Here is a 25,462-nt window from a genome sequence, read left to right on the forward strand (position 1 = left end):
GGAGTTCAGCTATGAATGATTATGGTCCGGATCTGTTCAAAGATACTGCAAGCTATTACACCAGATATCGCCCGCTATATCCGTCCTCACTGATTCGATATCTAGTGGACAAATTCTCACTTCACGGAGAGGGCCGGTTGCTGGACTTAGGTTGTGGTACTGGGCAGTTAGCGCTAAGGTTTACGGATTGGTTCGAAGAAATCATTGGCGTAGATACTGAACTAGAGATGCTAGATGAAGCAAAGCTGTTATCACAGTACAACAGGGTTGAGAATGTTAGCTGGCAACAGGGGAGAGCGGAAGAACTATTCAATGACTGGGGTTCCTTTCGTCTCATCATGATGGCTAAGGCGTTTCACTGGATGGACCGAGAATCCATACTTGAAGTTCTCTATCATAGTTTAGATGATAACGGTGGTATTGCTGTAATTGATACTTTTAATGAACAACAAGAACCGTTACCTTGGCAACAAAAGGTAGAGGAAGTAGTGAAACGCTGGTTGGGTGACGAAAGAATAGCCGGAAAAAGTACATATAAACATCCCCAAGAAAGACATGAGGATGTTGTAAAGCGATCCAGTTTTAAAGACGTTAAAAGACGGGTATTACCGAGTTATTCCATCACTTGGACTGTTGATTCGATACTAGGAAATTTGTATTCTACGTCTTATGCTTCTAAGCGATTATTTAGAGATAACTTAGAATGTTTTGAAGATGATATGAAATCAGCTTTATTAGAAATAGAACCTACAGGTGTATTTACAGAGGATTTGTCGGTTTCCGTCATTACTGCCTTTAAAAAAGAAGCGGATTTACGATAAAAACCGCGCATTGATCTCACCGCATCCTGCTGTGTTAGGACTTAGTTTAAGGCGATACGTGTTCTTTTTTAGTATGGATTTTACTTGCTTAGGCGTAAGAGAAGGGTTCTTCTGGAGTAATTGCGCGATCACACCCGAGACGATAGGTGTTGAGACACTGGTACCGGACAGCACAAAGTAATCTTTAGCTATCCGCAAATAAGGAAGCTCGCGATCCAACTTGGATCGTGGAGCACGAAGGGAGATGATCGTCTCGCCTGGAGCAACGAGATCTGGTTTCTTCCTTCCTCCCGGTGCGGGTCCGCGACTGGAGAACCAAGTAATTCGGTCGTCCGCTTGTGTGAGCGTGCGACGGTCATCCACTGCACCGACAGTAATTGCTGAAGGACTAATCCCTGGAGATTCGATCGTACTGCGTCCCGGGCCGCTGTTTCCAGCAGCTATTACAACGTTAAGTCCGGCTTTAATTGCTTTTTCTACAGCTTGGCAGAGTGGATCATCTGAACAAGGAAGATTCACCTTACCCCCGAACGACATCGAAAGAATACGAAGATTAAGTCTTCTCCGATTCGCAATACACCATTCAATTCCTTTAATGATTGTGGAGTCATATCCATCGCCATTTTTATCTAGTACTTTGACACCTACTATCCCTGCCTCTGGAGCAGGGCTTTTGTATTTTCCTTTACTCATCCATCCGTTGCCTGCTGCATCCCCTGCGATATGAGTTCCATGGCCGTTATCGTCATAGGGCTGTTTTCTATGATTGATAAAATCTTTAAAAGCAACTATACGGTTAACAGGGCGAAACAGGTCAGGGTGCCGATACACCCCTGTATCAAGAATGGCAATGTTGATGCCTTTTCCGGTAAGCCCCTTTTTCTTTTGGGCGGTTGTAGAACCAATGGATGGTGTGGCTATATTAAGGGATGTTTTTTTGACTTGATCCAAATAAATTTTCTCGATTCCATCCCAGCGGCACATCCGGTTCAAGCAGCTTTTTGAAACTTTGGATGATATCGAATTGAGCAGGTGAAGATGATGTCTGATCGGAAGGTCGTGGGATTTTAAATGCTTTTGTAAAGACTGTAGCTGGGCTGTAGTTATTTTTTGTTTGAATTTAATGATAACTGGAATGGTATTCGCTTTATGCCCTGGAAGATAGGAACGTTGAACTCTTTTTCTCAAGGAATGTTGTATTTTCGAATGATATTGCTCTAGCCATTTTTGACCGTTCATTAGTAATGAATCACCTCTTGAAGGTATTATATGCACTGCAGAGCTAGTGGACACGAAACTATGAAACTAGGATTTAACACATTTTCAGATTTGTAGGTGAAAGAGAGGTCAAACCTTACGATTCTTGCATTTACTAACGTATCCTAAAAAGAAAGTGGTGAAGTAAATGGCAATTATTAAAAAACCAGTTAACAAGAAAGCAGTTATGGCTAGCAAAGTTCTCGCGGCTAAAAAAGCGAAAGCAGCTCCTACAAGAAAAAAACGTAGAATTAGACAGACTCTGGATAGATTTATTGTTGTTGCTATTGGTACAAATGCAACGGGTACACCTAAAGATACTACGGGGTGGACAGCTTCATTGAGAGCTGGAACTACAACAGTTACTGCTGATTTTGACGAATTTGGTGTAGTTAGATTTCCAACAATTAGTACCTTAACATCGGTACCTTATCTTCTCACTTTGAGAGATGAGAGTGGAGCTACTATAAGAAGTTTTAACGTTCCCGCAGACCGCGAATTTTTTGTGGCTAGATTCTAGTTTGGACAAGCCAGGTCAAGTAAACAGCATGCGTCGATTTTATATCGATGCATGCTGTTTTTTTATTTTTCTAACTTTGATTCAAGTGAGTGATTTGTTACAGACAAACAGAATGGGGGGATGCCATACTTTCAGCATCATAATTTTGGGAATATAGTACAAAAATGGACAATATATAAGGCGGGTGAGAGGTTTCGTGAAAGAAAAAGGGAATATATCAGGTATTCAATATTTTTTATTAGGACTGCTTATATTTTTAATGTTAGGAATGGATATGTTCATCATGGGATTAGATCAATGGTTATGGGGGGATTTGTTTAATATAGACGACTTTTTTGTCAGCCCTTGGTACGTACTAGTTGTTCATTGGAGCATAGTTACCCTATTGTGGGCAGTAGGAGCTATGATGTTTCTACTTTGGTTCAGGAAGAGGAAGTTGATTGGACCGGTTATATCTTTGTGTTGGAGCTCTAAGGTCATTCCTTTGTTAATTGTAGCTTTTATATCAAGCTTTTTGTTCGCTGTGTTGGAATTTTGGATTAATGGGGAGAGCATTCCACAGATTTATAGGGAATATGAAAACTTCAAGTTAGAACATGGTTTTATGGGCATATGGGTTGCCTTGGTTCAAAACATATATTACATTGTGGAAGCTGTACTAGTTGTACTATTGGTTGCGCTAATGCAGCGTGCAGGAGAAGTATGGTTTAAGAATCCTTCTCTTCCTTATGGGGGAATAGGTTTAATGCTGACTTGGGGATTAGGTCATTTGACGCATGGTCTGCAAAGCGGCTTGTATATTACTGCTTTTTCTTTGGTATTTGGCTGGCTGTTTGTGAAAGCGGGCAAGCAGTGGTGGCCAAGTTTTCTGTTTATCTGGCTTGTATTTGTTTTATAATAATTAGTTTAACGGGGGGACACCATTGTACAATTCAGAGAAGAGAACAATTACTACTGAAAGATTGATTTTAAGACCTTTTGCATTGTCTGATGCACAGCGTGTCAGTGAGCTCTGCAATAATTATAATGTTTACAAAAGTACATTAACTCTACCTTATCCATACCCTATTGATTGTGCATTATCATGGATTGAAACACATGAAGTTGAGTTCAATAATGATAATTCATATGAATTCGCTATTACTGATAAAAATACAAACGAACTGTATGGTGCTATAGGTTTGAGAAATAACCGGACACACAGAAATGGCAAGCTTGGATATTGGATAGGCGAGGAACACTGGGGTAATGGATATGCTACAGAAGCAACAAAAGCGGTCATTAATTTTGCTTTTACAGAAAAACATTATCACAAAGTGTACGCCAGATTCTTTGCTTCAAATCCTGGTTCGGGACGGGTTATGCAAAAATCTGGCATGCTGAAAGAAGGCGTTTTGTTACAGCATATTTATAAAGAGAATGAGTTTGTAGACCTTATTCATTATGGGATATTAAATACGGGAGCTACTGACTAACGCTTGGATTTCATACACCACTATTTGAAGTCACGCCCATAGGGCGTGGCTTTTTTATTAGAAATGCTAGTTGGCTTCAACGGACAATAATGAAATTCCCTCTTATTTAAAATTAAAATAAAATTCTTGACACTTCTCATTGATAACGATTATCATAGGAATCGATAAGTGAAAATGAAAATCATTATCACTACATAAAACGTATAAATATACATATTTGGAGGGATAGATTTTGAAAAAAATATTAGTACTACTGGTTATTGCAGCGCTTACGGCAATGACTGCATGTTCGTCTACAAATACAGCGGACAATCCAAAAAATGAAGCGGTAACGAATACAACTGCTAATGAATCGAAAGAAGCAAATGCAGCAAAAACAACAGAAGTAGCAAATACAGCGGAAGCTGCCGGCAAGGTGTACAGTCTGGAGAATGATGGTGTAGATGAAGTATTGTTCAACGAAGCGTTAAGCCAATTCCCAGCCACAGTACCGGAGCGTATTGTAACAACTTCTGTACCGTTAACAGAAATGCTTTATTTGCTCGGCATAACACCGGTAGGTGTACCAACTTCAACGAATCCAATCCCTGCTGATTTCGAAACAATTGATCGTATTGGATCACCTATGGCGCCGGATCTGGAGGTAGTAACCAAACTCGAACCGGACTTGCTGCTGGGAGCGGAATCTCTTCGCAGCACGTTGGACAAATCGCTAGAAGGAATCGACCTACAAAAAGCATATTTGAGAACAGAATCATTCGAGGATCTAAAGCTTAGTCTCAAAGTATTAGGCACTTATTTTAATAAAAAAGATGAAATGAATGCTGCTTTAACAAAGATTTTGAACAAAGAAAATGAGCTGAGTCAATTAGCCGAAGGCAAAGAACTGCCAAGCGTGCTGCTAGTAATCGGAACCGCAGATTCCTTTATGGTCATGAGTGAGAAATCTTATTTAGGTAGCTTGGTTAAAAAGCTTGGTGCTGATAACATCGCAACTTCTGTATTGCAAGTTACTGACACTTACTCACCTATCAATATGGAGAACATTGTAGCCGCTGATCCAGACATCATTCTCGTACTCGCTTCAGGCGATCACGGAGCGACTGAGGATAAGTTCAAAAAAGAAATAGAGAAAAATGAAACTTGGACAAAGCTTTCGGCTTATGCAAATAACAAAATCAACATTCTAGATTACAGCGTATTCGGTGTCACTTCGATTATTAACGCGGAGACAGCCTTAACCGAAATTGCAAAATACTTCTATGAATAATTAAAGGAGACAGCAAGTGATAAATACATCTCGTAGCAGAATTATTGTTATTGTAACGTTAGCACTTGCGCTCGTTGCCGCTATAATTGCGATTGGACTAGGCTCAGTATACATTCCTATACCAGACATCCTAAGCACGATCTTTGGTTCAGCGGCAAAAGCGGTGAATGCGACCATCATATGGGATATTCGTTTGCCGCGTGTATTACTGGCGATGATCATTGGGGCAAATATCGCGGTTTCGGGTGCTCTTCTGCAAGCCGTGATGGGCAACCCACTTGCTGATCCAGGATTGACCGGTGTAACGAGTGGAGCGGCTGCATGTGTGCTTGTCATTATGCTTGCAGCCCCACAATATACGGAGTTCATTCCAATTGCGGCTTTTGTGGGTGGACTAATTGCTGCAGGGATTGTATATGCATTAGCGTGGAGAAGAACCGGTATTTCGCCCATCACTATTATTTTATCAGGAGTTGCTGTGAATGCTCTTTGCGGGGGATTAATAGGACTCCTGACCATCATGTACAGCGACAGACTTCCGGCAGCGGTCCAATGGTTAAACGGCAGTCTGGCTGCTAAAGGGAACAATGCCTTGATGATGGTTTTCCCGTATGCCATAGCAGGCTGGATCTTATCCTTTTTCGCGATCCGCAAGGCGAATATTATACGTTTAGGGGATCAGGTAGCTTCGAATTTAGGTGAAAATGTGGACCGAATTCGTATTCTACTTTCCTTGCTGGCAGTATTTCTAGCGGCTATCTCTGTAGCGGCTATTGGGATGATTGGCTTTGTAGGGCTTGTTGTGCCACATATGGCTCGATTGTTGGTGGGTTCAGACTATAAATTTCTTTTGCCGATGAGTATGGGACTTGGTGCATTGGTATTGTTGATAGCAGATACAGGTGGACGTACCCTATTTGCACCTTTAGATATTCCTGCGGGTATCCTTATGGCGGTGATCGGTGGACCTTATTTTCTATACCTGATGAGAAAGAAGGCGTTCTAACATGTTTACTGTCGATTCTATTTCGATTCGGTATGAGCAGAAAAACATTATTAACAACTTCTCTTTTTCCGTAAAAAGGGGTGAAATCGTCTCGATTATAGGACCAAACGGCTCAGGTAAATCTACATTGCTTAAGGCGGTATCACGGCTAATTCCATATCATACGGGTGCGGTCACACTCGAGGGTACGGATCTAAAGTCTATGACTGCCAAACAAGTCGCTCGAAAAATGTGTATGCTGAGCCAGAAGAACCAAGCACCTAATGATATGACTGTGATCGATCTCGTCTCCTATGGAAGGTATCCACATAAAAAATGGTTCGAAAAATTAAATCATAAGGATATGGACATTGTCGACTGGGCACTGGAGAAGACACATTTAAAGGATTATAAGGATCGAGCCGTTTCCTCGTTATCCGGTGGTGAATCACAGCGTGCTTGGATTGCTATGGCCTTGGCGCAGCGTCCTTTGGTTATGTTGCTTGACGAACCGACCACTTACTTGGATATTTCGCATCAGCATGAAGTTCTTGAGTTAGTACGTGAGCTAAATCAAGACATGGGGATGACCGTCGTGATGGTGTTGCATGACCTCAATCAAGCCTCTACCTATAGTGATAGTATTGTTGTGGTGCAGGCGGGTGAAAAAGCGATGTATGGGACACCAAATGAAGTTATGACAACCGATATGATCCGGGATATATACCGAATGGATGCCGAAGTTCAATATGTTCCTACAGAGACGAAACCTCGTATTCATTTGCTAAGTACCGTTCGCTAGATTCGTGGCTAGATTACATAACCTATTAATGGAGGGATTTTATAATGAAGAAGCCTGTAGATGTTGAAAAAAATAAAGAAAACTATTTGCAATTTATTGCGAATCGTAAAAATCTGATTTTGAGCTTGATTGATGACGAAGGAAAACCTTTTATCAGCTATGCTCCTTTTGTTAAGCATGAAGGCAAGCTGTATATCTACATTAGTAAGATCGCCGAGCATTACAGATATATGGAAAATAACGATTTTGTAGATGCGCTTCTAATTGCAGATGAGTCTGCGACGAATAATAAATTTGCAACGGAACGTGTGCGGTGGAATTGCACATCAAGCAATATCGGGAATGACGGGTATGAGGAGATCTTTGAATTGTTTAATGCTGATCATGGGGCGGCAATGGTGAATTTGCTGCGTGGATTGGATTTTTCATTGTTTGAATTGACCCCTGTCCAAGGGCGTTATGTTGTTGGTTTTGGCTTGGCCTTTGACATCGACGTAGATGCGAACCTGTTCAACCATGTGGTGATCGACAAGAAAAAAGACGAAGAAGCCACTGTACAAGGGAGCAAATAATCTATGACTTTCACTTCAGTGTTGCCAATCTGGCAAGCGGTGCAAACGCGATTTCATAAAATGGTGAAGGCTTTGCCGGAAGAAGATCTTAACCTTAAGCTAGGGAACTCTACGATTGGGGGATTAATTCAGCATAATGCGGAGGTTGAGTTTATGTTCGCAGAGTGGTTTTTTGGAAGACCTAATCCTCAAGGCGACAAGGCGGCATATTCTACATTAAGTGAACTCGTTGATCTGCTGACTGTTTCCAATGAGAATCTAACTGCTGCGATGCAGGAGCTTCCGGAAGAAGCGTGGCATGTGAGTGTGGAGTCGGCTTTTGGCACATCTACACCGCTTGAAGCGATAGGCAGACTTATGTATCATACAGGCATTCATGCCGGACAGATTTCGCTCATACAGAAAAATGCAGTTCGAAGTGAAGTATAGTGAATTGGGAAATGATTGATGAGAAAACGGCAGAAATGTCGTTTTTTTTGTGCGTGAATAGGAGTTTTTAAAAGGGAGTTTGGGTAGTTGTTGACGTTCTTTTGATGTCCCTTTGATGTCCTTTTGATGTCCTCTGCAGCCTCTGGATTTGGTATAATGTAGGGGATTCTAAGGGGGCGCTGATTATGACAGAGTACTTGCGAGGCCAAATTGCCAAAATGGCGAATGTGAATATGGAGACGTTAAGGTATTATGAAGAGCTCGGATTAATTAGCACTCCCTTACGTTCGGAAGCTGGTTATCGTCTTTATTCGGATGAGGTGCTTAGCCGCCTTGTTTTTATACATAATGCTAAACTGTGTGGTTTCACTTTAAAGGAAATCAAGAAGGCACTCACTAAATCTGAAAGCAGCGGCATTAGTATTGATGATTTTGTAACTGTTGTGGATAAGAAAATGGATCGAGTTCGTGGCGAAATTGCAAAACAGGAAATAAAACTAACAGCCCTCGCAGATTTGAGGAAAAATTTGTTAGCCACAGATAAACACCCAGGCGTACAGTCCACGCTCGAAATCCTAAAAATGGATTCTTAACTTGACCTTGTAGTCTCCTACAGACTTTACAATCTGAGTTGAAAAGAATTGTAGGAGGGATTTACGAGATGGAAAAGACAAGTACAGAGCAGCTTGCAGCGATCAAAGATTATTTGCGACAAAGCAACCGATGGGATAGCAAGTCTATCGGGCAAATACGGCAGGAGATGGCCGCGACAGCTGCAAACATGCCCAGTCCTACTGATGTTATCGTCGAGCGGGTCATGATTGGAACCTTAAGCGGAGAGTGGATTATTCCTGTGAAATCTGCTTCACCCGCTGATGAAGTGATCCTTTATTTCCACGGTGGGGGTTTTATTTCGGGGACTTGTGAATTTTATCGGGATCTGGTTACACGAATTGCAAAAGCTAGTGGTAAGAAAATACTATTCATTGAATATCGCTTGGCACCAGAGTTTACTTATCCGGCTGCTAACGAAGATTGTATAGACGCTTATCTGTGGCTGCTCGCGAATGGATATTCTGCCGGGAATGTCGTGCTTGGAGGGGATTCTGTTGGAGCCAGCCTTGTGCTGATGACGTTGATTACTTTACGGGATGCGGGTGGAGAACTGCCGGCGGGTGCTTTTTTAATCTCGCCGCATACAGATCTCGTCCATTTGGATGGTGAATCGTATCTGAGCCGAGCGGAGTTTGATCCAACAGGCAGCTTAAAAGGAAATAACCGAATAATTGAATTTTATCTAGGTGCTCGGACAGAACTAGCTCCTATATTATCTCCTTTAAGGTTGGATTTGCAGGGATTACCTGATTTACTTGTTCAAGTAGGTGACCACGAGGTATTGTTAAGCGATGCAACGAGGTTGGCTGAACGAGCACAGGCTGCGGATGTTCATGTAGAACTGGAAATATGGGAGAACATGTGGAGTGTCTTTCACTTTTTAGCTTATATGCTGCCAGAGGCGCAGCAAGCGATTGCGAATGTCGGTAAGTTTGTTAGAACGAGACTAGATCGGATTGAGCAAAAAAGCAGCTGATATTCCCCGCCTTCTTGAGAGATCAAGGAGGTTTTTTGGTGAAATCGTAGGTTAGCAGAAGGTGGATTGCTAGATGTTGGGCTTCTTCATCGTAACGGACCGTATTGCAGCTATTTGCTCAATTTAGCGTGATTGGCTAACTTTTCGGACTGCATAGCTCTTATTAGCACATTAGAATGCCGAAAAGGTGGGGATTTGGGTGAATAGCCGCATTGGAGTCCGATAGCATGGCGAATTACGGTGATTTTTGAAAATAAGGGCTCCTCAGTCCGAATTCATGTAGTACGGGGGCTACGGAAAATAAGATACTAAACTGGGACCTAAGTTTAATAATTGGGTGCGAGTATATACTGATAATGATTTAACGAATGACAAAGTGGTAATATTGTCAGTTCGTTTTTGGACATAATATGCTATGATAATTACCACCAGAGATAGAGCGAGGGGAAAGCGAGGGGAATACATATGTCGAATGATCTTCCATTATCAAAAGAAAACATTTTGGACGCGGCTGAACAAGTGCTCCGGCGTTTTGGCCCGGACAAGACTTCTGTTGTAGATGTAGCGAAGGTGCTTAAAGTAAGTCATGGTACGTTGTATAGACATTTTTCCAGTAAATCTGCTTTGCGAGAAGCCGTAACCGAAAGATGGTTGCAGTATAATATTTCAGAGCCTTTAAAGAATATTTCAGAGCATTTTGATGGGAATGCCAAAGAGCAGCTCCGATTATGGATGGACACGCTGATTCGTAGTAAACGCACCTATGCTGTGGATGATGCCGAAATGTTTGCTATGTACGCAGCTGTAACTTTAGAAGCGGTGGATATGATTACCCTACACGTAGATCAATTAATTGGGCAAATCGCAGGCATTATTGAAAAAGGCATACAATCCAAAGAGTATAGAGTGGTTGAACCAGTGGTAACGGCTAGAGCAATTTTTAATGCTACTTCGCGGTATCATCATCCAGCACATGCTATAGAGTGGCAGTCGGCTACGATTGATCAGGATTTCGCCTCCGTTTGGGATTTGATTATTTCCGGGATTTCTTTGTAACATCTACTTAAAACCTTCTGATATTCAGGAGGTTTTTTTGTGTCTTAAAGAGGTATAAATCCCGTTGATTAGTCTGAATTGAGCAACTAGGGGCAAATGAACGGTATAAATCCCGTTGATTGGTCAGAATTAAGCGACTTGCAGCAGATGAACGGTATAAATCCCGTAGATTAGGCTGAATCGAGGGACTAGCAGTAAATGAACGGTATAAATCCCGCAGATTAGTCTGAATTGAGCAACTAGGGGCAAATGAACGGTATAAATCCCGTTGATTGGTCAGAATTAAGCGACTAGCGGCGAATGAGCGGTATAAATCCCGTAGATTAGGCTGAATCGAGCAACTAGCGGCGAATGAACGGTATAAATCCCGTAGATTTGATTGAATTAAGCGATTTGCTAGCAGATGAACGGTATAAATCCCGTAGATATGATTGAATTGAGCGACTAGCGGCGAATGAACGGTATAAATCCCGCAGTTTAGTCTGAATTGAGCGACTTGTAGCGAATGAACGGTATAAATCCCGTAGATTTGATTGAATCGAGCGACTAGCGGCGAATGAACGGTATAAATCCCGCAGTTTAGTCTGAATTGAGCGACTTGTAGCGAATGAACGGTATAAATCCCGTAGATATGATTGAATTGAGCGACTAGCGGCGAATGAACGGTATAAATCCCGTAGATTAGTCTGAATGGAGCGACTTGCAGTAAATGAACGGTATAAATCCCGTGTGCAAAACCAATTTTTAAATGACAAATATTAAAAAATGTCACTTGTAATTTGTAATCGATCGATTTATAATCAGACCAACAAGAAGGCCAAAGCAATAGGAGGAGTAATTATGAACCAGAATTTAGCTGGAAAAGTAGCATTAGTAACAGGTGCATCGAGAGGCATGGGCCGGGAGATTGCGGAGAACTTGGCACAACAGGGTGCGAAGGTGGTCGTTAACTATTCGAGTAACCCCGGCAAAGCCGAGGAAGTCGTAACCGGTATTAAACAAAAGGGTGGAGAGGCCGTCGCTATTCGGGCAGACATCAGCCAGGTGGCAGAACTTGAACAATTATTCCAAACCACACTAGAAGCCTATGGACAACTCGACATTCTCGTCAATAACGCCGGGATTATGATTACGAAGCCGATACTAAATATGACGGAAGAAGATTTCGACAAGCAGTTTGCGATAAATGTAAAAGGCACCTTTTTTGCTTGCCAGCAAGCAGCTAAATATATGAATGATAACGGACGGATTATCAATTTTTCAACTTCCGTTACGGGTCAAATGTTCCCGACCTACAGCGTCTATGCAGGAACTAAGGGAGCAGTGGAACAAATCACTCGTCAGCTGGCCAAAGAATTTGGACGAAAAGGAATCACTATCAATGCTGTTTCACCTGGACCTGTGAATACGGAGTTATTTACCGTAGGGAAATCGGCGGAAGAGATTGCGACCGTGGGGAATATGAATTCCTTTGGACGTTTAGGCGAGCCTGAGGATATCTCAAGCATTGTGTTGTTCTTAGCCAGCAAAGAATCACAGTGGGTTACAGGTCAGACGATCCGTGTGAATGGTGGATTTATTTAAGCTGGTGGTTAAAGGGATCTTTTTAATAGCTGAATGTGGTCAATCCTTCTAATATGAATGTAAATAAAAGGAGGAGTGAAACCATGACGCAGATCATCTGCTCACCGACTAAATATATACAAGGACATGGTGAAATTCGTAAGCTGGGAGATTATTGTTTGCAGCTAGGAGCGACAAGAGCTTATGCCATTATTGATCCTTATATTTTCTCTGTGTACAAAAAAGAGATCACATACAGTTTTGAAATGAACGAAATGCCACTAGTGATGTGTGAATTCAAGGGCGAGTGTAGCCGTAATCAGGTTAATGAGATAGTTGCAGCACTTGGCTTGAAGGATGCGGAAGTCATTATAGGGATTGGCGGCGGCAAGACCTTAGATACGGCAAAAGCAGTAAGCCACATGAGTAACCTCCCGGTAGTTATTGTACCCACAGTGGCTTCAACGGATGCACCTTGCAGTGCTTTATCAGTGTTGTATACGGATGAGGGAGACTTTGACTGTTATCTTCCACTAAAAAGAAATCCCGATCTGGTTATCGTAGACGTCGATATCATTGCTAAAGCTCCTGCAAGATTGCTTGTTGCTGGAATGGGTGATGCTTTGTCCACTTTTTACGAAGCAAAAGCTTGTCGAGAATCTGGGGCTATTACCCACGCAGGTGGGACTAGCACAATTGCAGCCCTTTCATTAGCTCGTGCCTGTCTGGATACCCTTCTTGCAGAGGGTGAAACGGCATTAAAAGATGTTAAGCAAGGCATCACCTCTCCTGCGGTGGAACATATCATTGAAGCCAATATTTACTTGAGTGGCATTGGGTTTGAAAGTGGAGGACTTGCTGCGGCGCATGCGATTCATAATGGATTGACGCTGCATGAGGAATGCAGGAATACTCTTCATGGTGAAAAGGTTGCTTTTGCTACGATCGTTCAGCTTTTACTGGAGAAAGCACCATATGAAGAGATTGATCAGGTGATTGGTTTCTGCAAAAAAATCGGTCTTCCCGTTACTCTCAACGATCTTGGAATTACCAGTAAGGATATTGATCCATTGATGATGGTGGCGGAAGCTAGCTGTTCTGAGGATAGCCCCATCTGGAATATGCCCTTTGAAGTTCAAGCTGTGGATGTGCTGGAAGCAATTCTTGCCGCAGACGCGCGGGGACAATAGAAAAAGCCCGATTGTAAATTATTGCGAACCCTCCCCGTACATATTTAACCTTCGTGAACCAAACAATGAGAACAATTGTTTAAGACGAAGGAGGCGTTCCTCTTGATGAAGGATAGTCGAAAGTTCAAACGTTTTTTACTAATTTGGATTGCTGTTGCTGCTTTAATGGTTACTTTAATCGTTCCCGTGACACCGTCTGTTTCAGCTGCCGAGTCCAGAGACAACCCTACAAACACACCAAGTGAAGAGAAGACATCTCAACGTAATAAGGTCGTAATTATTATTGACGATTTCGGCAATGGCATGAAAGGGACGGATGAAATGTTTTCGCTGCCAATAAAGCTTACTGTGGCGGTTATGCCCTTTTTGCCTACATCTGTGAAGGACGCCACACGCGCGCATGAACGCGGAGATGATGTTCTGGTTCATTTGCCAATGGAGCCCCGCCAGGGTAATCCTAAATGGCTTGGACCGGGAGCTATACTGGCTAAGATGTCTGATGAAGAAGTGCGTCAAAAGGTGGAAGCCGCGCTCGATAATGTGCCTTATGCTATCGGTATAAACAACCATATGGGCTCTAAGATTACCGGGGACGAACGGATTATGGGTGTGATTTTAGCCGTCTGCAAAGAGCGGGGATTGTTTTTTGTGGACAGTAAGACCAACTACCGTTCTGTTGCTGGCAATATGGCTTATCGAATGGGGCTGCCGCGCGTAGAGAACCATATCTTTTTGGATGATACACACACAGCTAATCATGTGCTGAAACAAATGGGTCTAGTAAATAATCTGGCGAAGGATCAACGATTCTGCGTAACCATTGGTCATGTTGGTGTATATGGAAAAGAAACCGCCGCAGGCATCCGCAGCGGTGTTGAGCAAATAAAAGGTGATGTTGAATTTATAGGCATATCTGATCTCGTTAAAAACGAAATGAAATGGAACTCCAATCCTACACTTCCATAAGATAAGCTACTATGCCGCCAGCAATTGCTTCAGCAATTTCTTGTTGCCCTTTAGGGGTGCACAGCTTTTCGCGATCTGTCGGACTGCTTACAAAACCCGCCTCAACAATTACGGTTGTGGCGGTTATTTTGTTGAGTAAATAAAAAGGTTTACCCGGTCTTGTCTCTGCCTGGATATTATAGAGACTGTTTAATTGTTGCTGAATGGTCTGGGCGAGGATAAAGCTGCGCCCTTCTTGGCGATATAATACAAGCGGACCATGCTTGGATGGTGAAGGTGCCCAGTTAACATGGATGCTGACGACTACAGTAGCTGGTAATGTCTCAGCCAGCTCTTTACGCTGGGCAAGGTCGCGCAGATGCCGGGATTTACTGCGCAGCCAGCGGTTCTCATCGCTTGGGGCGTAATCTCCATTACGATTTAAGGCAACGTCAAATCCATCGCTGCGCAGCAGCAGAAATAATCGGCGTGAGATATCTAATGTAATATCCTTTTCAAGAATGTTCCCGTAGGAAGTTCCTCCGTCGATCCCCCCATGTCCTGCGTCAATTAAGATCATACGGTGACCGTGGCTTAAGAGATGCTGACGTTCATCATTCACTACGGGTTTGGATGGAGTTGCAGAAGCATATGCACTCCCCATAAACAGCATTAGAAGTCCAACTGTGGTTAAAGTAATACGCAAGCTACATATTGCAGCTGCTGTCTTGGAATAAGCTTTATTTCTCCCATTGTTCAAATGAACTCCTCCTTGCATGTGAATAACCTCGTGCCCTAGATTCTTTGTTAGATTGTGCTTTAATAGGTAAACCTATTCGAACAATTCGAGACAAGAGTTTAGAGATATGCTCGGTGGTGCACACTAAGAGCATGGAACGACGCTGGCTATCTTAATTCACTTACAATGTAGGAGGTGTTACAAATGGCTTCCGGCGGCGATGAGCTTGTAAAGTATATCACTGAGAAGGTAGTTGTTTATATCGAGGATCCGCGTGCCATTCATGCTCGTAGAGCGGCTACAAAGCAGCCGTGGTCACAGAAATGGTTCGGTATGCTTCCGCTTGGTTGGTCGATTTGGCGAAGCAAATGGAGCCACAGTGATAAGGATTGAATTTCACAAATAACAAATAACCTTCCAGTGCCTTGTCGAGGGTGGCAGCGGAAGGTTATTTGTTATGTTTAGTTATAGATATTTCTGTCGGGCAGCTTGTGCAGTGTTCCTATAGCCTGCAAGGCAGTGAGTGGCAAATACCGTCTTCCTTCTGGCCCTGATGCTGCATAAACGGTAGGCATGTTGTTTATTGCTTGTGTTTTATTCGAAGCAGGCAACCAGTTTTGATAACCTGTAATCATAAAAGGCGCCCCTACGATATCATTTCGGCCAGCGGCTTGATAAGCAATACTTTCCTTGGGACGAATCAGTGCGGCGATATTGTCACCGTCTACAGCAAGCAGTTTTGGGGAGGTCAACCACATGATATCTTTATAAGGATCATCTGTTCCCCCGCTTTGATATACCGAAAGCGGAGACAAATCAGTAGTTAGGTTAGTGATTACATCCGTTTCTGTCTGCTGTCCTTTAAGCACTTCTTCCGCTTTACTTAGCGTCCACGGTAAAACTTGCGGCACGGAAGCATTGATAAATATTGTCTTATCGTCAATGACGATTTTCCATACGGGTAGAAGTGGTGCATATAAGGCTGTGAGTTTTATTTTTCCTGTATAAGATGAAGGTATAAGTCCTTCCTGCACCAAAAATTGGCGCAGTTCTAATAAACTATAGGGGAGTCCGTAAGTGCCAGCTCCATATTCGCTAAGCATATAACCACCTTGATCCGTAGCGGAAATGATCATGTAGCCGATCCGCTGTTCACCTTTCATAACGTTGACAAGCCAGCTATGAGTACCTGGACCCAGAGGATAATATTCTATTCCTGCGTCCTTCCAGGCTGTAAATGGAGCTTCTGCTGCGAGCTTGTTCAGTGTACTCTTGGCAAATTCTTGGACCGTACCGGGTGAAGGTAAGATATCCATCTGCAGTACAGGTATCAAATCCTGTGTGACTGAATCAACTACACTTACTCTGGAAGCGGCAAGCGCAGAAGAGGAACCGGAGCTCGTTGCGATGAGTCCGATGCATAGAAGCAGGAGGAAGCAGCTTTGACCTGCAAGAAGCAGCCTCCGCCGTACACTTATTTTCATGGCGTCGTTCACCTTTCTTTGTTATGAAATATCAGAAAGTAAAAGCTTCCTTTTTATTGTAGAGGACAAGCTATAAAAAGGCTGTTGCTTGCTGTCGCGCCGGAAGGCGGAAGTTCTCTTGTTTTTTTGCCTGCTTTTAGCGAGTAGGGTCGCATTCTATAGGCTCCGCAGATGAAACAGTCCATAGGTCACCGCAGAAACTGCGATTTGCGGCTCATATTGCCAAATGGTCTCTTGTCGACGCCGATTATACTGCTCTTGAGTCGCTAGGCGTTTTTCTTCGTCAGGCTCCTTCAGCAGCTCTCCATAATAGACATCAATGATGTCCAGTTCAACCCTTAGCCGCTCACGTGCCTGTTCTGCCCAAGTGTAGTCCAGTTCGGCTAACTGAGCGGTAAGATGAGTTTCCAATAAGTCGGTAGCGGCTGCTACTGTCATTTCATAAGGCTGGATATGCACATTTTCCGGTAAGCGTGGCATCATCTCTTTTGTGGAAACTTTTGCATTAAAGTCATCAATGATAGTTCCCTTTGTTAGGGAGATGCCAAGATAATGGAGTTCTTCACGTTTCAAATCGCAGCTCATCTCCACTTTATAGCAGACACTAAGCCATGGCTCGTAAGCGGCAGAGAACAGCGTGTTTCGCTGCCTGCTGCCCGGGTCCTCAAATAAGTAAAGGCATTTCCCTTCGTCCCGAGCGGCGTTCCAAATCTGTTGCAATCGCTTGCTTCCGTAAATAATATCCTCTCTGCGGATCATTCCTGGCCCAATTCGTGGGAGTGCCGGCACAATGCCGAAGTAGCGGGCTAGGATACTTTCCTCCGGGTCAGTAGATGGAGCATTCACTGCTTCTGAGCCCGGGGAGGCGGATTCGAGTAAGTCAGTGCTGGCCTCTGCATCGTTTGTTACACCTGTAGTTAGGCTTCCGGTGACAACTTGATTCAAAATGCCAGCACTACGATTTGCAATGGGGGGAACCTCTACTTCAGCTTGACTGTCGTATTTTTCCGGATCAAAAACAAAGGTGAAAGAAAGGGTCTCAGGATCTACACCTGTGCGCTCCACGAATCCCCAATAATACGGCCGGTCGGTAAGCATTTTGTCAGCTCTAGGTGATAATTTCACAGTTACGTGAAGGGGCGAAGCCTCAATGATGGAGCATTCAGTAGCTTCAAGATAGTCCATCACATGCTTGCGTACTTCCTGTGCGGTGAGGGTCATGTCGCAGTCCCACTTTCTTTTTTAATACCCTGTGTCAACTCACTGAGGGATTCACCAATATGGTCCAGCTCATGCCGCAATTCTTCGTCGGAGCGGGATTCGAGCATGATTTTGTATAAACTTTTCTCCAGTGATTCCTTCTTTTCAAAACGTTCCAGGATTACATCCAGCCCGCCAATCACCATTTCAAACATATTGATTTTTTCATGCAGCAGATGCAGGATATGTTCTTCAATCGTGCCTTGCGTAGACAAGTTGTAGATCACTACGTCATTTTCTTGCCCTAACCGGTGGACACGGCCGATACGTTGTTCCACGCGCATGGGATTCCAGGGCAGGTCAAAGTTGATCATATGGTGGCAAAATTGCAGGTTAATTCCTTCACCACCGGCTTCCGTTGCAATCATAACTTGAGCGCGGCCGCGGAAAAGATCCATCATCCAATCTTTTTTTCCACGGTTCATTCCGCCGGAATAAGAGACACACATCAGCCCATGTTCACGGAAATACTGTAGTAAATACTCTTGAGTTGCTCGATATTCCGTGAAAACGATGACCTTTTCATTCATTTCTTGAATGAGGGCTAAGGTTGTTTCAGCTTTAGTGTTTGTTTTAACGGTACGGAGGGTCTGTAGCAGCTCCATCATCCGGTCTCTTTTTGGGGAATCCGCAGGCAGCTTTTTGATCAAATTAACTAAAGTGATAAAGACGGCATCCCGGCTGCTGCACACCTCACGTTGAAGGGTTACCAGAGAAAGCATACTGCTAAGATTGCCGCCGGATTCCTGATACTGGTCTTTGACAAAGGAAGTAACACTGTTATACAAATCTTTCTCTTCTTGGGAGAGAACTAAGGGGATATTACGGACTTTTCGTTTCGTGAAATTAACTGGACCTTCACCACGGCGATTGCGGATCATGACCTTCGAAAGCTCGTCCCGCAGTTGACCTTCATTCTTGGGCTGGCGTTTATCAACCACGAAATTCGAGGCAAAATCGCCCTGATTTCCAAGTTGCCCCGGCTTCAGTATAGTGATCAGATTAAAGAGTTCGCCCAGATCATTCTGAACGGGAGTCGCGGTGAGCAGCAGGCAATATTTTTTGCGTAATTGCTGTACAAATAGATAATTGGTCGATTTTTTATTCTTCAGCTTGTGAGCTTCATCAATGATCAACATATCGTATTCATTTTCCAGCAAGATTTCCTTATGAGGATCTCGTTTGGCGGTATCCATCGATGCGACGACTATGGCGTTGCCCCAAGAATAGGCTTTTTTCTGAGCGACAGCAGTGATGCCAAATTTCGCATTCAGCTCACGAACCCATTGCAATACTAGAGAAGCAGGTACGAGAATAAGCACTTTGGAGACAAGACCGCGTACCAGATATTCTTTGAGCACCAGTCCTGCTTCGATGGTCTTGCCCAGTCCAACCTCATCTGCAAGAATCGCGCGGCCTGACATTTCGAACAGAACCTTATGCGCTGTATCCAGCTGATGGGGAAGTGGGGACAAGCCGGATAAATGCTTCATACATTGCAGCTCATCGAAGCTCGTTACTAGACCTGTTTCCTCTCCTTGTACGGCAAGCTTAGATAAACGGTAGTCTCCCCATGGGCCGCCCTTTTCCAATTTGAGCTCCAGATCTTGCAACCAATTCCGGTCAAAAGAAAGAGGAACAGGCAGTATTGGCGCGGGTGTTCCCCCTTGCTGGGGTAGAGAATTACGGAATAATTGCGTCATAATGCAGCCTCCTCAAGCTCGGATTTATATCACCATTCGTAAGAGTAGTATGCTCGTAAACGAGAGAATTCATAACCTCTTATTTTTCACGATAGCCTTTAAAAAAGAGAGCAAGAGCGAGAAAAAGCAGCAACGTTTGCGATAATCCGGCAACTTGACTCTATTTTCGAATAAGACCTTCGATACAATATGTGGTATAGTTTAAAAGCTGACGCACACAATATATTGTGACAAAAGCTTGAAAATGTATTTTTTATAGAGTGCTTAGCTGGTATTTGTTATTGACAAGATGAGCTTCCTACATACACCTGTTAAGCAGTGGAGGATGGTAAGGGGGTTTTTGTTGTGGGCCCATACCTTGGACCGGAAACTAATATCTACTACACATGCGGGAGGTTTTTTTATTGAGTAAAGTGGAACGTAAGCAACGCCTTGAAGGGCTAAGTGAAAAAATATTTTTGGATCGTTATGCTTGGAAGGATGCAGACAGCAACAATGCTAAAGTAGGCGATGTTGTATTGGTGCTGACCAAAGATGATCCGAAGTTTCCAACTAAGGAAGTCGGAGAAATTGTGGAGCGCAGTGGTCGAATCGTAACTGTAAAGACACGCAGCGGTGAGTTTGTGAAATCGGATGTTGAAAAGTTGACCCTTAATATAGAAAAAACTCCTGAGGAAATGTGGGACCGTCTATCCACAGCGATGGCTTCTGTAGAGAAGACACCTGAGCTTCAAGCAGAATGGGCGGGCAAATTCCGTTCAATCCTAGATGATTGGAAGCTTGTGCCGGGTGGACGTATTGCGGCTGGTGCAGGTGCTAGTGAAGAATTAACATTGTTCAACTGTTATGTAATCCCTTCTCCAAAAGACAGCCGTGGCGGCATCATGCAGACATTGTCTGAAATGACGGAGATTATGGCCCGTGGTGGCGGTGTGGGCATTAACCTGTCTTCATTGCGTCCTCGTCGTGCGATTGTTAGAGGGGTTAATGGTTCATCCAGTGGTTCCGTATCTTGGGGCGGTTTGTTTAGTTATACTACGGGGCTTATTGAGCAAGGCGGCAGCCGTCGTGGTGCGCTCATGCTGATGATTAATGACTGGCATCCCGATGTTGAGGACTTCATTACCGTGAAGCAAACGATGGGCCAAGTCACTAATGCTAACCTTTCGGTATGTGTGAGCAATGGTTTTATGAAGGCTGTAAAAGAAGATCTGGACTGGGATCTCGTATTCCCGGATACAACCGATCCTGAATATAACGAAATGTGGGATGGCGATCTCGACAAGTGGAAAGCTGCCGGCAAAAACGTTATCCATTATCGCACTGTAAAAGCGCGTGACGTGTGGCGTACGATCATTGAATCGGCATGGAAATCCGCTGAGCCAGGCGTCGTGTTCATGGAATACTATAACCAGATGTCTAACAGCTGGTATTTCAACCCGATTATTTGTACAAATCCTTGTGGAGAGCAAGGACTGCCAGGCTGGGGAGTCTGCAATCTGTCTGCGGTGAACCTGTCCAAGTTCTACGATGAGAAAAATCATGATGTAGATTGGGAAGATCTTGCGACTACAACCCGTTATTCGGTCCGTTTTCTGGACAATGTAATTGATAAAACACCTTATCATTTCCCGGAAAATGAAGCGAATCAGAAAAAGGAACGCCGCGTGGGTCTCGGAACCATGGGATTGGCGGAGCTGATGATTAAATTGAACATCCGTTACGGCAGCCCGGAATCGTTGGAGTTTCTGGACAAGCTATACGGCTTTATGGCTCGTGAAGCCTACCTTGCTTCGGCAGAAATTGCTGGAGAGAAGGGTTCCTTCCTAGCTTTTGATACTGAGAAATATCTAATGAGCGGCTTTATGAAAAATATAGTCGAAGCGTATCCAGAGGTTGGCGAAGCGATTCGTGAACATGGTATGCGTAACGTTACAGTGATTACACAAGCACCTACAGGTAGTACAGGTACAATGGTAGGTACTTCTACGGGAATTGAGCCTTATTTTGCCTTCAAATATTTCCGTCAAAGTCGTCTTGGCTATGATGAACAGTTTGTTCCAATCGCTCAAGAGTGGCTGGAGGCTCATCCGGGTGAAGAGCTGCCTGACTACTTTGTAACTTCGATGGATCTGTCAGCTAAAGATCATATTCGTGCGCAAGCAGCGATCCAACGCTGGGTAGATAGCTCTATTTCCAAAACAGCGAACTGCCCGTCTGACTTTACGGTTGAGGAGACGGCTGAGCTATATGAAATGGCCTTTGATCTAGGATGTAAGGGTGTTACGATCTACCGCGATGGAAGTCGTGACGTTCAAGTTCTGGAAACCACGAAGAAGGAAGACAAAAAAGAAGCTGCTACGGTTGCGGCAGAGGAAGCTACAACTACTGTAGAAGCGAGTACAAATGTTGTAGCAGCAAGCCCAGCGCCTCAAGTGACTACAAAAGAGGCGGATAAACAATACAAAAAACGTCCGCAGGTTCTGCGCGGCGCTACCTATAAAATCAACACACCATTTGGGATGGCATATATTACGATCAATGATCTTGATGGAATACCGGCTGAAATCTTCCTGAATGTAGGTAAAGCAGGTTCTGACGTATTTGCTATGGCAGAAGCATTAGGCCGCGTCTGCTCCTTGTTCCTCCGTTACGGAGATCATGGTGAGAAAGTGGAGCTGTTGATTAAACATCTGAAAGGCATTGGCGGATCAGGAGCTATCGGCTTCGGCGCGAACCGGGTTGAATCCATTGCTGACGCTGTAGCTAAGGCACTGGAATCACATGTGCTGAACAATGCTCATGATGATCATGTACCTGCTCCGATTGCGGCAACTTTGGAGCTGGAGGATTTCAATGAAGCATTAAATGCGGAGTTGAAATCGAGCGTTCCGTCAGCTACGGAAGATGGACATGGTGGTCATCATGGACATAACCATGCTACGGCTTCCCGTGACCTTTGCCCATCCTGCGGCAGCGCCTCGCTGATTAATATTGAGGGTTGTAAGACTTGTGGCAATTGCGGGTATAGTCGTTGCGGGTAAAGGGTAGAGCCGATAAGTGTTTTGTGGGAAAATGTGATTTTTCATTTTAAATGAGAAATGTTTCATTTCAAGCGAGAAAATTGTTTCATTTCAAGTGAGAAAATAATTTTATACACTTAATTGAATAAAAATACATTGAAATCACAACTAGAACACCGCAGCATGCTTAATTATGTTGCTGTGTTCTTTTTTTGTTTGTGCCTATTTAATTTATTGTAACTTAAAAAAGATGAGGATGGTTTAGAGTGCCTAAATATAATATTTATAAAATTAAGGATGGTAACCGAGAAGCTTTACAAAGGAAACTTAGTGCAGTAGGTCTAATTGCGAAAAATGAAAAACAAATTGGTGATTATGTAGCCGAATTTTATTTTTCTGATAAACCTGATTTAGTGAAGATTTGGTGGGTTGATTTATATAAAGATTTCTTAGATGTAAACGAGTTTCCTAAAAATGAGTTATATTTCGGAATACTATTATTAGTCAAAAAAGAAATCTGTTACGCAATCAGTTTTGGCAAAGCGCATTTTTATCTTCGTGAATATTGTGACGGGGAATTTGGTTTGAATTTAGCCGAAAGGATTGTGGACGAAAACAACCTTAGAATTAAAAACTCCAAATTATTTGGAGGAAGAAGATCTAAAAATATTACCTCTTATCAAGACAGGAGTCCAATTGAATATGATAGTGGAGAATCATTTCAATATATAAAAGCTAAAACAATTAATGCAGATGATTGGGGAAGCGTAGTTAGCTTTGGTTCCTCAGTATTATTCAATCTGAAAATATTTCCTTCAGAACTTAATGGATTTCTAGATACTATAGAGCAGAAACTTAGTCAAAAGCCTATTCTTAAACTACCAAGAGTAGAGGAGGTAAAGGATGTAGAGACTAAGCGGCGCTTGGATAGAGAGCTTGCTATATCGTTATTATCTAATACTACAATAGGGACGCTAGCTGAGGAGTTTTCTGTTTCAGGAGTCGACTTTGTCTTTAGTGAAAATAATCAATATGCATTCTTCTTGAAAGGAAATTTAAAACAAAGCGAACTGAAATTTGATGAGTTGTCTTTAGAACGACTTACCTATTTCGTAAATGAAAATGGGATAGATTTGATTGATTCAATCAATGATGTTCGGATTCAGATAAAAAGTGAAAATAGTAGAACTAGAAGCGAATCTTTAAAAAAAGTTTTAGATTATGTTGATGATGAAAGATATTGCTTAGTAAACGGAAGATGGCATCGATTTAACCAATCGTATATTAACTTTTTGCAAAAAGAGGTAAATAAAATAACAATACTACATCACGATACAACCTTCCTTTTATCAAATATTAATGAAGATGATTTTAACAAAGGGAAGGTATATGAGGGTTATTTGAATTTTGATAAAGACTTTTCTTATATTGAAAAGTACAAAATAGAGAAAATGGATCTCTACAAAGATAAAACTCTGTATTTTGTCAAAATGGGTGAGCCTCAGAACCTAAGTTATGTAATAGACCAATCTTTAAATACTGTAAAAATACTCCAAAATAACGTCGAAGATATCATTATAAATCAAATAAAAATTGAACCGGAAAATATGTGTCTTTGGCTCATATTTGAAAGAAAAACAACAATTAAAAAATTATCAGATGTCAGATCGCTCATATTTCTTATGAAATTAGTTGAATGGAAGCGTAATGTAATTGTGGCAGGTTATAATCCCACTATAAACATTGGTTATAAAGATCCGAAAACTGTTTAGATTCTGATGATGTTTCTCATAATAAATAGCACTTCTCCACATTCTGGGGAAGTGCTATTTTATTACACAGTATAAAAAATATAAATCGATATGGAGACTGATAAAAATTTGAGTTTTTAAAGTATAGAATGTGTTTGTTTAGATTAAACGGGTAATTATTAGCAATAAAAGATAGTTGGTCTTTTAAATACAACCTATTCGTAGTCATAGGGTAGTTCAAGAATTCACATATCTCTTTGTTAGAATAGAGAAAAAATTATGACTTATTATTTTATTTCTTATAACTTTCAGTTTAAGTAAATCCTATTAATTGTATATCTATTTTATAGATTGATAATAATAGATTTGAGGTGAGATATGGTAAAACCAGCTAGGAAAATACCACCAAGTAGAGGCAAACACTCAAGATACGAAGTTCCGTTTATAAGAAAAAAATCTATGATTTTATGTGAGGGAAGTATTGAACGTGATTATGTGAAAGTTCTAGATTTTGACCCAACAATAAATGAAATCATTAGTCAACCGATAGCGATTTTTTACTCTTATCGAGGTAAAGTACGTGTCTACTTTCCCGATTTTAAAGTTATTTTAACTAATGGGGATGTATGGATTGTCGAAATTAAGCCTGCAGAAAAGCTTAGGAAAGAAGAGAATTTAATTAAATATGTAGTCGGAAAGCTATACTGTGATCCAAGGGGATGGGAATACAAAGTTGTAACTGAGGTTGAAATAAGACAGGGATTTTTAATGAAAAATTTAAACGATCTTCGTAGTTTCGGTACTACGCAGGTTGATTACAAATTATTAATATACATTACACAAAAATTAAAAGAAGTAGGAACATGCACAATTAAACATTTATGCAATAGATGTATAGAAATGGAAAATGAGGATTTTTACAAGGGGATTTATTACTTAATCTATCATCACAACATTTATATGGACTTAGTTAATCAAGAGTTGAATGATGATTCGGAAATAAGCATCCAACTGGAGGAGTAAATT

At 42.3% G+C, this 25,462-nt stretch carries 25 protein-coding genes; 19 read left to right on the top strand and 6 right to left on the bottom strand.

From position 1 onward, the window contains the following. Nucleotides 1-11 precede the first annotated feature (11 nt). A complete protein-coding gene (locus NSQ55_RS10495; protein ID WP_339173052.1) occupies nucleotides 12-821 on the top strand; it encodes a class I SAM-dependent methyltransferase in 810 nt (269 codons plus the stop codon). On the opposite strand, the gene NSQ55_RS10500 is transcribed toward NSQ55_RS10495, so the two are convergent. Then, a complete protein-coding gene (locus NSQ55_RS10500; RefSeq protein ID WP_339173055.1) occupies nucleotides 813-2,060 on the bottom strand; it encodes a S8 family peptidase in 1,248 nt (415 codons plus the stop codon). The two genes, NSQ55_RS10495 and NSQ55_RS10500, sit on opposite strands and share 9 nt — an antisense overlap. Nucleotides 2,061-2,226: 166 nt before the next feature. Here NSQ55_RS10500 and NSQ55_RS10505 point away from each other — a divergent pair, with 166 nt between their 5' ends. The 11 genes from NSQ55_RS10505 (at nucleotide 2,227) to NSQ55_RS10555 (ending at nucleotide 10,778) form a co-directional block, all read left to right on the top strand. After that, nucleotides 2,227-2,598, top strand: coding sequence for a hypothetical protein (locus NSQ55_RS10505; RefSeq protein WP_076129971.1), 372 nt, complete (start codon nucleotides 2,227-2,229; stop codon nucleotides 2,596-2,598). Nucleotides 2,599-2,794: 196 nt separating this feature from the next. Next, nucleotides 2,795-3,496: a hypothetical protein gene (locus NSQ55_RS10510; protein ID WP_076129972.1), complete on the top strand. Its 702-nt coding sequence runs from the start codon at nucleotides 2,795-2,797 to the stop codon at nucleotides 3,494-3,496. A gap of 25 nt (nucleotides 3,497-3,521) precedes the next feature. Beyond that, nucleotides 3,522-4,073, top strand: a complete 552-nt coding sequence (locus NSQ55_RS10515) for a GNAT family N-acetyltransferase (RefSeq protein WP_339173058.1) — start codon at nucleotides 3,522-3,524, stop codon at nucleotides 4,071-4,073. Nucleotides 4,074-4,305: 232 nt separating this feature from the next. Next, nucleotides 4,306-5,343: an ABC transporter substrate-binding protein gene (locus NSQ55_RS10520; RefSeq protein ID WP_081394070.1), complete on the top strand. Its 1,038-nt coding sequence runs from the start codon at nucleotides 4,306-4,308 to the stop codon at nucleotides 5,341-5,343. A gap of 16 nt (nucleotides 5,344-5,359) precedes the next feature. Then, the gene (locus NSQ55_RS10525) at nucleotides 5,360-6,349 is read left to right on the top strand and encodes an iron ABC transporter permease (protein ID WP_051491618.1); all 990 of its coding nucleotides are present in this window, start codon (nucleotides 5,360-5,362) and stop codon (nucleotides 6,347-6,349) included. Nucleotide 6,350: 1 nt separating this feature from the next. After that, the gene (locus NSQ55_RS10530; RefSeq protein WP_339173062.1) at nucleotides 6,351-7,130 is read left to right on the top strand and encodes an ABC transporter ATP-binding protein; all 780 of its coding nucleotides are present in this window, start codon (nucleotides 6,351-6,353) and stop codon (nucleotides 7,128-7,130) included. A 44-nt stretch (nucleotides 7,131-7,174) separates the two neighbouring features. After that, nucleotides 7,175-7,702: a pyridoxamine 5'-phosphate oxidase family protein gene (locus NSQ55_RS10535; RefSeq protein ID WP_076280563.1), complete on the top strand. Its 528-nt coding sequence runs from the start codon at nucleotides 7,175-7,177 to the stop codon at nucleotides 7,700-7,702. Between the two features lie 3 nt (nucleotides 7,703-7,705). Further along, nucleotides 7,706-8,131, top strand: coding sequence for a DinB family protein (locus tag NSQ55_RS10540; protein WP_339173066.1), 426 nt, complete (start codon nucleotides 7,706-7,708; stop codon nucleotides 8,129-8,131). 185 nt (nucleotides 8,132-8,316) lie between these two features. After that, entirely contained in the window at nucleotides 8,317-8,724 is a 408-nt protein-coding gene (locus tag NSQ55_RS10545) for a MerR family transcriptional regulator (RefSeq protein ID WP_051491619.1), read from the top strand. Between the two features lie 68 nt (nucleotides 8,725-8,792). Then, nucleotides 8,793-9,722: an alpha/beta hydrolase gene (locus NSQ55_RS10550; RefSeq protein WP_339173070.1), complete on the top strand. Its 930-nt coding sequence runs from the start codon at nucleotides 8,793-8,795 to the stop codon at nucleotides 9,720-9,722. A gap of 465 nt (nucleotides 9,723-10,187) precedes the next feature. After that, on the top strand, nucleotides 10,188-10,778 hold the full coding sequence (locus tag NSQ55_RS10555; RefSeq protein ID WP_076186459.1) for a TetR family transcriptional regulator: 591 nt from the start codon (nucleotides 10,188-10,190) through the stop codon (nucleotides 10,776-10,778). A 7-nt stretch (nucleotides 10,779-10,785) separates the two neighbouring features. On the opposite strand, the gene NSQ55_RS10560 is transcribed toward NSQ55_RS10555, so the two are convergent. Beyond that, entirely contained in the window at nucleotides 10,786-11,550 is a 765-nt protein-coding gene (locus NSQ55_RS10560) for a hypothetical protein (RefSeq protein WP_339173075.1), read from the bottom strand. 68 nt (nucleotides 11,551-11,618) lie between these two features. Here NSQ55_RS10560 and NSQ55_RS10565 point away from each other — a divergent pair, with 68 nt between their 5' ends. From NSQ55_RS10565 to NSQ55_RS10575, 3 genes are all read left to right on the top strand, one after another. Next, nucleotides 11,619-12,362, top strand: a complete 744-nt coding sequence (locus NSQ55_RS10565) for an SDR family oxidoreductase (protein WP_076301191.1) — start codon at nucleotides 11,619-11,621, stop codon at nucleotides 12,360-12,362. An 83-nt stretch (nucleotides 12,363-12,445) separates the two neighbouring features. Beyond that, nucleotides 12,446-13,531, top strand: a complete 1,086-nt coding sequence (locus NSQ55_RS10570) for a glycerol dehydrogenase (protein WP_339173080.1) — start codon at nucleotides 12,446-12,448, stop codon at nucleotides 13,529-13,531. A gap of 105 nt (nucleotides 13,532-13,636) precedes the next feature. Next, complete coding sequence (locus NSQ55_RS10575; protein WP_339173083.1) at nucleotides 13,637-14,497, top strand: divergent polysaccharide deacetylase family protein; 861 nt, start codon at nucleotides 13,637-13,639, stop codon at nucleotides 14,495-14,497. On the opposite strand, the gene NSQ55_RS10580 is transcribed toward NSQ55_RS10575, so the two are convergent. After that, nucleotides 14,484-15,236, bottom strand: a complete 753-nt coding sequence (locus tag NSQ55_RS10580) for an N-acetylmuramoyl-L-alanine amidase (RefSeq protein WP_248549233.1) — start codon at nucleotides 15,234-15,236, stop codon at nucleotides 14,484-14,486. The two genes, NSQ55_RS10575 and NSQ55_RS10580, sit on opposite strands and share 14 nt — an antisense overlap. Nucleotides 15,237-15,419: 183 nt before the next feature. Here NSQ55_RS10580 and NSQ55_RS10585 point away from each other — a divergent pair, with 183 nt between their 5' ends. Further along, nucleotides 15,420-15,608 carry a YqzE family protein gene (locus tag NSQ55_RS10585; protein WP_036689445.1) on the top strand — a complete coding sequence of 63 codons (189 nt, stop codon included), beginning with the start codon at nucleotides 15,420-15,422 and terminating at the stop codon, nucleotides 15,606-15,608. A 68-nt stretch (nucleotides 15,609-15,676) separates the two neighbouring features. On the opposite strand, the gene NSQ55_RS10590 is transcribed toward NSQ55_RS10585, so the two are convergent. The 3 genes from NSQ55_RS10590 to NSQ55_RS10600 form a co-directional block, all read right to left on the bottom strand. Then, the gene (locus NSQ55_RS10590) at nucleotides 15,677-16,699 is read right to left on the bottom strand and encodes a hypothetical protein (protein ID WP_076186466.1); all 1,023 of its coding nucleotides are present in this window, start codon (nucleotides 16,697-16,699) and stop codon (nucleotides 15,677-15,679) included. A gap of 156 nt (nucleotides 16,700-16,855) precedes the next feature. Then, nucleotides 16,856-17,920 carry a YqhG family protein gene (locus NSQ55_RS10595; protein WP_280752731.1) on the bottom strand — a complete coding sequence of 355 codons (1,065 nt, stop codon included), beginning with the start codon at nucleotides 17,918-17,920 and terminating at the stop codon, nucleotides 16,856-16,858. Next, nucleotides 17,917-19,662: an SNF2-related protein gene (locus NSQ55_RS10600; protein ID WP_076129985.1), complete on the bottom strand. Its 1,746-nt coding sequence runs from the start codon at nucleotides 19,660-19,662 to the stop codon at nucleotides 17,917-17,919. The genes NSQ55_RS10595 and NSQ55_RS10600 overlap by 4 nt, the downstream gene beginning before the upstream one ends. A gap of 386 nt (nucleotides 19,663-20,048) precedes the next feature. Here NSQ55_RS10600 and NSQ55_RS10605 point away from each other — a divergent pair, with 386 nt between their 5' ends. The 3 genes from NSQ55_RS10605 (at nucleotide 20,049) to NSQ55_RS10615 (ending at nucleotide 25,459) form a co-directional block, all read left to right on the top strand. Beyond that, the gene (locus NSQ55_RS10605) at nucleotides 20,049-22,706 is read left to right on the top strand and encodes an adenosylcobalamin-dependent ribonucleoside-diphosphate reductase (RefSeq protein WP_280752732.1); all 2,658 of its coding nucleotides are present in this window, start codon (nucleotides 20,049-20,051) and stop codon (nucleotides 22,704-22,706) included. A gap of 245 nt (nucleotides 22,707-22,951) precedes the next feature. After that, nucleotides 22,952-24,457 carry a DUF6119 family protein gene (locus tag NSQ55_RS10610; protein WP_339173092.1) on the top strand — a complete coding sequence of 502 codons (1,506 nt, stop codon included), beginning with the start codon at nucleotides 22,952-22,954 and terminating at the stop codon, nucleotides 24,455-24,457. 357 nt (nucleotides 24,458-24,814) lie between these two features. Next, a complete protein-coding gene (locus NSQ55_RS10615; protein ID WP_339173095.1) occupies nucleotides 24,815-25,459 on the top strand; it encodes a TnsA endonuclease N-terminal domain-containing protein in 645 nt (214 codons plus the stop codon). Nucleotides 25,460-25,462 lie beyond the last annotated feature (3 nt).

The organism is Paenibacillus sp. FSL H7-0943, assembly GCF_037963265.1.
GTDB classification, from domain to species: Bacteria; Bacillota; Bacilli; order Paenibacillales; family Paenibacillaceae; genus Paenibacillus_AQ; species Paenibacillus_AQ odorifer.